General features: G+C 34.6%; 7 protein-coding genes. 6 read left to right on the top strand and 1 reads right to left on the bottom strand.

Going from position 1 to position 8,082, the window contains the following annotated elements; translation table 11 throughout:
* The first annotated feature begins 102 nt into the window (after positions 1-102).
* The 5 genes from B5X64_RS22065 to B5X64_RS22045 all read left to right on the top strand — a co-directional run bounded on the left by B5X64_RS22065 (position 103) and on the right by B5X64_RS22045 (position 6,410).
* Entirely contained in the window at positions 103-1,317 is a 1,215-nt protein-coding gene (locus B5X64_RS22065; RefSeq protein ID WP_338030749.1) for a TonB-dependent receptor domain-containing protein, read from the top strand.
* A gap of 7 nt (positions 1,318-1,324) precedes the next feature.
* Positions 1,325-2,638 carry a DUF5690 family protein gene (locus B5X64_RS22060; RefSeq protein ID WP_079467277.1) on the top strand — a complete coding sequence of 438 codons (1,314 nt, stop codon included), beginning with the start codon at positions 1,325-1,327 and terminating at the stop codon, positions 2,636-2,638.
* A gap of 11 nt (positions 2,639-2,649) precedes the next feature.
* The gene (locus tag B5X64_RS22055) at positions 2,650-3,804 is read left to right on the top strand and encodes a TIGR03364 family FAD-dependent oxidoreductase (protein WP_079467276.1); all 1,155 of its coding nucleotides are present in this window, start codon (positions 2,650-2,652) and stop codon (positions 3,802-3,804) included.
* A gap of 2 nt (positions 3,805-3,806) precedes the next feature.
* Positions 3,807-4,475, top strand: a complete 669-nt coding sequence (locus B5X64_RS22050) for a phosphonatase-like hydrolase (RefSeq protein ID WP_079467275.1) — start codon at positions 3,807-3,809, stop codon at positions 4,473-4,475.
* A gap of 81 nt (positions 4,476-4,556) precedes the next feature.
* Positions 4,557-6,410 carry an alkaline phosphatase family protein gene (locus B5X64_RS22045; protein WP_079467274.1) on the top strand — a complete coding sequence of 618 codons (1,854 nt, stop codon included), beginning with the start codon at positions 4,557-4,559 and terminating at the stop codon, positions 6,408-6,410.
* 322 nt (positions 6,411-6,732) lie between these two features.
* Here B5X64_RS22045 and B5X64_RS22920 read toward each other — a convergent pair whose 3' ends face one another.
* Positions 6,733-6,903 carry a hypothetical protein gene (locus tag B5X64_RS22920; RefSeq protein WP_164463396.1) on the bottom strand — a complete coding sequence of 57 codons (171 nt, stop codon included), beginning with the start codon at positions 6,901-6,903 and terminating at the stop codon, positions 6,733-6,735.
* A gap of 457 nt (positions 6,904-7,360) precedes the next feature.
* Here B5X64_RS22920 and B5X64_RS22035 point away from each other — a divergent pair, with 457 nt between their 5' ends.
* Positions 7,361-7,552: a cold-shock protein gene (locus tag B5X64_RS22035; protein ID WP_074229543.1), complete on the top strand. Its 192-nt coding sequence runs from the start codon at positions 7,361-7,363 to the stop codon at positions 7,550-7,552.
* Positions 7,553-8,082 lie beyond the last annotated feature (530 nt).

The raw sequence follows: 8,082 nt of genomic DNA, 5'->3' as shown, positions 1-8,082 counted from the left end.
CTTTTTCGGTGCTGCCATAATTAAAATTACTCTTTTTATGAAAACACTCCTTAACTTTTTAATATCTAATGTCTACTTTTTGCTGACGATTTACACTCTGATATTTTCTACAGTTGGTCAAACGGAACCGCACCATTATTATCAGATTTTGGTCAACATATCACCACTCAACCTGGCGCTACAAAATACCTGAGCGAGATGAATATGAATATCGGAAACACTTTCGGTCCGGTACTTTCAACAGACGGAATGGATCAGTTCTGGTTCCAAAATCAGGGAAATTTAACCATCAATAAAACAGATTCAGAAGCATTGGAATACAACAAAGCATTAGGAAGGAATTTCGATGTTTTCGAAAAACATGCCGATGCGTACGGAATGGGAACGTATAAAATCAATGATAAAATAACCGTTTTAGGAGGTTTGAGATTATCAAATACCCATACAAAAGTGAAAGGGTACAATGTTGTTGAAGATGTTCTGACACCTGTAGAAAATGTTAAAAACTATCTCGCGGTTTTACCGATGTTGCATTTGAAATACATGATTAACGACAAAACCAATTTACGTTTTGCTGCAACACGTACTTTTTCCAGACCAAATTTCGGAGATCTTACTCCGGGTGGAACTTATATTGAGGCAGATAATGAGTTTAAAGGTGGAAATCCAAATCTGAACCCAACCTATTCTATTAATTTAGATTTAATGGGTGAATATTATTTCTCCAATGTCGGGATTTTGAGTGGAGGTGCTTTCTATAAATCAATCACAGATCCTATTTTTCAAGATTCTTTTATCGGAAATTATAATGGAATCAGTGGTGTACAGTTCAGTGCTCCGAATAATGGAAAAGCCGCATGGTTAGGAGGAATTGAATTAGGAATCAACAGACGATTTGATTTCTTGCCGGGATTCCTGCAGTATTTTGGAACGCAGCTAAATGCCACCTTCATGACTTCTAAAATGGAAAAACCAAGCGGGAGAATGGTAAAACTTCCTTATCAGGCGAAAGAATTGTACAATATCCAGTTGTTCTTCGAGAAAAAAGGATTTAATGCAAGGCTCGCTTACAACCACAAAGGAAAATTTGCAGTAGAATATGCCGAAGAAGATCTATACGATTCTTACTACGGAAAATACAGCAATCTTGACTTCGGAACTTCGTACCAAATCAACAAGCATATTACTGTTTTTGCAGATGTCAACAACATTCTGAACAAACCTTTGATCTATCATTTCGGAAAAGACGAGCAGAGACCGGAACAGGTGGAATATTATGGTGTAAGAGGAAACATTGGGGTAAAGCTTAATTTCTAAAGCCATGATGACTTCTCCATCAAAAAACAATACATTGAATGTAACTTTGAAAGCGGCCATCGCTGCTTTCGGGGTCTACTTCTGCATGTATGCGTTCAGAAAACCTTTTGCGGTGGCTTCGTTTAGCAACTTAGAATTTTTTGGTTTCGATTATAAAATTTTAATCATTATCGCACAGGCAGTCGGATATTTTATTTCAAAATTTATCGGAATTAAATTCATTTCAGAACTGAAACCTCAGAAAAGAATCCTTTTTCTTTTAATTTTTATCGGAGTTGCCGAGCTTGCTTTGTTGGGTTTTGCAGTCGTTCCTGCGCCGTACAATATTTTATTCATGTTTATTAACGGAATTCCTTTGGGAATGATATGGGGAATTGTTTTCTCTTTTATTGAAGGACGAAAAACTACAGAAATCATCGGTTTATTTCTCTGTTCGAGCTTCGTAGTTTCTTCAGGAGTGGTAAAATCTGCTGGAAAATTTTTGATGGATAGTTTCAGGATTACAGAATTCTGGATGCCGTTTGCGACAGGTTTACTATTCATAATTCCATTGATTGTTTTTGCGGTTTTATTGAATAAAATTCCGCCTCCGAATGAAGAAGATATTGCTCTGAAAAAAGAAAGAAAACCACTGAGCGAAGAGGAAAGAATGTCTTTGGTCAGAAAGTTTTTCCTTCCGTTGGTTAGCATCACGATACTTTATATTTGTCTTACTGTTTTACGGGATTTCCGTGATAATTTCAGCCGTGAAATTTGGGATGAGATGAGCGGTAACGCAGACAGTTCGGTTTTCACTTTGACAGAAGTTCCGATTTCAATTATGGTTTTACTGATTCTTGGTTTTATGGTCAAAGTAAAAAACAACAGAAAAGCCTTTGTTTACTATCATTACATTCTTTTTGGGGGAATTATTTTAGTAGCATTTTCCACAATCTTATTTCAGAGCAACAGCATTTCTCCGTTTTTATGGATGACGGTATCGGGTTTTGGAATGTATCTCTGCTATATTCCCTTTAACGGAATGTATTTTGACCGGATGATTGCGGCTTTTAAAATTAAAGGAAATGTCGGTTTCTTCATTTATTTCGTTGACGCATTTGGATATTTAGGAAGTGTTTCGGTGCTATTTTTGAAAAACTTAGGTTCACAAGACCGTTCTTGGCTTCACTTTTATATCAATCTTAATTATATCATCGCAGCTATCGTTTTACTTTTCTCTGTTGTTGCTTTTTTAGCATTCCAAAAAAAATCAAGGTCAAAATCAAATTCTGAAGACCAAGAAACAGCACAGACGATTCGTTTTGATGCTTTTAAAATTTAAAATAATACTTTATGAATACTCAATATGATTTAATCATTGTAGGTGGTGGGATTTTAGGAACATTCCACGCATACCATGCATTACAGAAAAACCTTAAAGTGGCGATTCTGGAAAGAAATTCTATTCCACAAGGAGCTACTGTAAGAAATTTCGGACAGGTCGTTCCATCCGGAATGGATATCAAATGGCAGAATTTCGGAAAAGAAAGTTTAAATATTTATAAAGATTTACAAGCTAAAGCAGATCTTACCGTAAGACAAAATGGTTCGGTGTATATCGCTTCGAATGATGAAGAATTGCAATTGATTGAAGAACTGGCTCAAATCAACAAAAACAACGATTACGAATCGGTAATTCTTTCAAAAAGCGAATGCATTCAGAAGTTCGATGGGTTGAGATCTGATTACTGCAAAGGCGGATTGTTTTTCCCACAAGAGATTTCAGTCGATTCCAGCGAAATGATTGTAAAACTTCATCAATATCTGAAAACTCAGGAAGGTCTGGATATTGTCTACAATACAACGGTTGTAGAAACGATTGAAAATAACTTCAATTGCACAGTTACCACTGCAGATGGAAAGAAATTTTCTTCATCTAAAATTATAATTTGTGGCGGACACGAGTTTAAAACTTTATACCCTGAAGTTTTTAATGGAAGTGATTTGGAAGTCAGTAAATTGCAGATGCTTCAGACCAAACCGCAGGGAATTTATTCGTTGTCTGGAAATATTTTGACCGGACTGTCCATCAGGAGATATGAATCATTTACGGAATGTGAATCTTTTGCTAAAATCAAAGAAGCCGAAAACAAAAATTCATTAGAAAAGAAATTTGGGATTCATATTTTATTCAAACAGGCTTTGGATGGTTCAGTTATTATAGGCGATTCTCACGAATATGCAGATGCCAAAAATGCAGACGATCTCGGATATGATTTAAATATGGAGATCGATGAATTTATGATTAATGAAGCGAAAAAGATAATCGATTTGCCAACCTACGAAATTCAGAGAAGATGGTTCGGGATTTATTCTCAGTGCAAAACAAAAGATATTTTCGAGCACAATATTTCGCCCAATATTCACATTGTAACAGGCATCGGCGGAAAAGGAATGACCGGAAGCGGTGGTTATTCAAAATTTAATATCAATACAATTTTTTCTTAAAAATGAACATACAATTATTGGTTCTGGATATGGCCGGAACAACGATCGACGAAGACAATGTAGTGTATAAAACACTTACAAAAGCAGTCAATGACTTTGGTTATAGGGTGACTTTAGATAAAGTTTTGGAAATATGTGCGGGAATGGAAAAAGCAGAAGCCATTAAAAACTTACTCGAAAACATCGGAGGAAATACCGAAGATACGGAAGCTATTTTCGAAAACTTTTCTAACCAACTGGCTCTTGCCTACAACGATCTCAGCGTAAAGCCCATTTCCGGTGTTGAAGAATTTTTACTAAAAGTGAAATTTAAAGGTAAAAAAATAGTTTTAAATACAGGTTACACTCAGAAAATTGCGCAACAATTGCTCACGAAACTCAACTGGAAGATTGATGTTCACTACGATGCACTGATTACTGCTGACGATGTTTCTGAAAGCAGACCAAGCCCTGAAATGATCATCCTTGCCATGAAAAAATTTGGAATTACGGATTCTAAAGAGGTTTTGAAAGCCGGAGATTCTGCCATCGATATTCAGGAAGGGAAAAATGCAGCCTGCGGAATGACGATTGCCGTTCTTAGCGGAGCACAAACCAGAGCACAACTTGAATTGGCATTTCCTGATCATATTTTAAACAACCTTTCAGAAGCTGAACATATTCTTTTTTAATTACTTCAATCAACTGATTACGGAAATTTTTCTGTAGTCAGTTTTTAATTCAATTTAAATTAAATCTTAAAAATAGTTATTATGAAAACAAAACTTCTTTCTCTCTTGGTCATAACCGGCGCATTAATGAGCGCTCAGACTAAAAAAGTCCTTTTCATTGGGATAGACGGTTGCAGACCTGATGTGATGATGTCATCCAACACGCCCAACATTAAGGGATTATTGCCGACCGCAGTATATTCTTTAGATGCGATCACTTTAGCACCCACCATCAGCGGAAACGGGTGGAGTTCTATGCTTACAGGAGTAGGTTTAGATAAGCACAACGTGCCAGATAACAATTTCACTAATCCTAACTATGCTAATTATCGTGATTTTTTAACCAGAATTGAAACGTACAATTCTAATTTGAGAACCATGTCTTTAGTACATTGGGCACCTATCAATAACAATATCATCAATACTGCTGATGTAAAAACAAACTTTTCAACTGATCTTGCGGTAAAAAATGCAGCAGTTAATGCCCTTCAAAATGACAATCCTGATGTACTTTTCGTTGATTTTGACGATGTGGATGGTGCAGGACATTCATACGGTTTTACTTCAGCATCATCGCAATATGTGAATTCTATTCAGCTTACTGATACTTATATTGGTGAAATCCTGACCGCGATGAAAAACAGAAGCACATATAATAACGAAAACTGGCTGGTGGTAGTCACTACCGATCACGGTGGAGAAGGTGCTTCACATGGAGGAGGAAATCTTACAGAAAGAGATATTTTTTCAATCTATTCCAATCCATCTTTCGCCCCTCAGCAGATCAGCAAAACTCAAAGTCAGAATACACCAACATATAATCGTCTGAACTTCCCTGCTGGGACGTATGCGAAACCTTCAGTTCAGAGCGGATTTAATTTCGGTGCCAGTCAGGATTTCACGATTGAATTTTGGATAAAACCTAATGCCAATTACACAAGTGATCCAGTATTTATTGGAAATAAAAACTGGAATAGTGGAACCAATAAAGGTTTTGTAATTTCAGGATATTCAGGACAAACCTTTAAAATGAATATCGGTGACGGAAGCAACAGATTGGATTTAACTGGTGGAAAACTCGTGACGAGTCAATGGAAACATATTGCTGTAACATTCGACAGAGATGGTCTGGCAACAATGTATGACGACGGAGTTCCTGTAACCGTTGGGAAAATGAATACCATAGGTGACATTACTTCAAATTTACCGTTAACCATCAATCAGGACGGAACCAATACATACGGTGTTAATCTCGCTGCTTCCTATAAAGATGTAAGAATCTGGAATGCAAAATTATCGAATGAAGCCATTGTTCAGTGGGCAAATCAGGACGTGACGAGCTCACATCCTTTTTATTCAAATCTTTTGGCAAGTTATAAAATGACTGAAATATCAGGTAATACTTTGACAGATTCAGGACCATTAGGTAATAATGCAACAATTACAGGTTCTCCTACAAGAGATCTTCAGACCTCAGAAACATTTACTATTCAGAATTATCTTGCTACGCCGAGGCAAACCGACCACTTTCCTACGGTACTCAACTGGCTTTGTATTCCGGTAATGACTGCTTGGGGAATTGACGGAACCAACAGAATTCCGACGTGTGACCTTGGTAGTTTAACTGTAAATGAATCGGTGAAAAATAATTCAGATTTAAAAATTTATCCTAATCCGGCTAAAAATGAGGTAACGGTAAAATTTAAATCAACCGAAAATAAAATCAATCTGCAGATTATTGATTTTTCAGGTAAAATATTTTTAAATAGAGATGTACAGTCATCTACCGGTAATTACAATGAAACACTAAGCATTTCAGCTCTTCCCAATGCGACCTATTTTGTTGTCGTGAAAGAAGGTAATAAACGGACACAGAAAACATTGATCAAAAACTAATAGTTAGAATAATTAATTTTTGGAGTACAGACTGATTTTTGGTCTGTACTTTTTTTACCACAAAAAAAATATAATCTGAATATTGATATGTTGCTATAGTTTAAATACTCTCTGAATTTTACTTTCACTCATTGAGTGAAGTTTCACAAACTTTGATAAGTTGGGAATTATAGTCAGGTCAGCTACAATGCTATCTCGAATCTGATAAATCCGTTTTACATCTGATTCATTTATAGGATAGTTTTGAACTTCTTTTCTCTTAAAAAAAAGTTTAAAGAATAGAAATATTAATTCTTTTGATTTAATTTTATAGTAAAATTGACTAAGCTCTTTTGGGTTTTTTGGCATCAATAATTGTTTTCCATAGAGTAAATGCTTCATTATTGTCAATCAAGTCATTCATAAAATCTGCATGAGCGGTGATAATGATGTTGCTTGTAAAAGTTTGGGCAAGGGCAATTATTTCCAAATCCATTTCAGCTGAACTGACCATCAGAAAGTTTGTTTTTTTTGATTTAAATAGGATAAAGCTTAAAAATATGTCATTAATCTTAAAAACTGTTGATTCAAATAATAATTAAAAAATCTCCTTTAGTAAGTGCATTCTTGCTAATTGAGTTTATAGAGCTGACGTTTAATGATGATGGATTATTGATAATTTACGCAAAAAAAATTGCATATGTCATTTTATTAGCTTACCTTTGTCGATAATAATACGGATAGTGATTTGATTTTTAGAAATATTTCAAGTATTAAAAAGTATTAAGTCAGACGTTTATTTTTGTCATTAATTTTTAGGTGCTCTACCTTTTAAGAAGTTCGATTTTCACTCTTAAATTCTATACATCCATATTTTTTTCAAAAATTTATTATCATTTTGATGCAAATCAAAATATCAGTATTTTCGAGTCTTATTAACAGAATAGAATAATTTTTTAATATATAATACAATGCAACAAGGAACAGTAAAATTCTTTAACGAAACTAAAGGATTTGGTTTTATTACTCCATCAACAGGAGGTCAAGACATCTTCGTACACACTTCAGGTTTAGTAGACCAAATTCGTGAAAATGATGTCGTAACATACGATTTACAAAATGGTAACAAAGGGGTTAATGCAGTTAACGTTAAAAAAGCGTAACTTCAAATAACAACCATTATATGGTATATAGAGCAGGTAATTTATTTATCTGCTCTTTTTTAATTTAATCCGTCAGGTTAAAATCAATCTGAGGGTCATTTGCTAATTAATCATCTCTAAAATTTAAGTATAAAACCTTAATTTTAAACAACCCACTTATTAAAAGGAGATTAATAATAGACTTTCCAGCGTAATTATTATTGAGGAAAATTAGAGGATAACCAAACTACAAATGATATTCTAAGAGCTAAAGAACTTAGAAATCCGAATAGCAAACCCAGTCCTTTTGATTTTTTTTGACGAATTAAAGCCATTAAAAGTCCGGTTGCTGCGCAACATACAATATCGATAATATTAAATCGAAACTGTCACAGGCTCGAAAACTTTCATTTACTACTTATTTTGCTAGCTTTTGAATGCTTATTGCATCATGAAATTTTTTGTTGCTTTTATAATAAAAAAATAAGCTCTCATTTCTGAGAGCTTATTCTATTTAATGAATTGCTTTATTCTTTAATGAATTTTCTCTG

Origin of the sequence: Chryseobacterium balustinum, assembly GCF_900168205.1 — a bacterium.
In the GTDB taxonomy this organism is placed as follows: domain Bacteria; phylum Bacteroidota; class Bacteroidia; order Flavobacteriales; family Weeksellaceae; genus Chryseobacterium; species Chryseobacterium balustinum.
The sequence above is the reverse complement of the archived record's forward strand: the minus strand, read 5'-3'. Positions and strand labels throughout refer to the sequence as shown.

Excerpts from the sequence above, each read along its gene's own strand:
- B5X64_RS22060 (WP_079467277.1), top strand. The coding sequence starts at position 1,325 with ATGACTTCTCCATCAAAAAACAATACATTGAATGTAACTTTGAAAGCG.
- B5X64_RS22055 (WP_079467276.1), top strand. The coding sequence starts at position 2,650 with ATGAATACTCAATATGATTTAATCATTGTAGGTGGTGGGATTTTAGGA.
- B5X64_RS22050 (WP_079467275.1), top strand. The coding sequence starts at position 3,807 with ATGAACATACAATTATTGGTTCTGGATATGGCCGGAACAACGATCGAC.
- B5X64_RS22045 (WP_079467274.1), top strand. The coding sequence starts at position 4,557 with ATGAAAACAAAACTTCTTTCTCTCTTGGTCATAACCGGCGCATTAATG.
- B5X64_RS22920 (WP_164463396.1), bottom strand. The coding sequence starts at position 6,903 with ATGGTCAGTTCAGCTGAAATGGATTTGGAAATAATTGCCCTTGCCCAA.
- B5X64_RS22035 (WP_074229543.1), top strand. The coding sequence starts at position 7,361 with ATGCAACAAGGAACAGTAAAATTCTTTAACGAAACTAAAGGATTTGGT.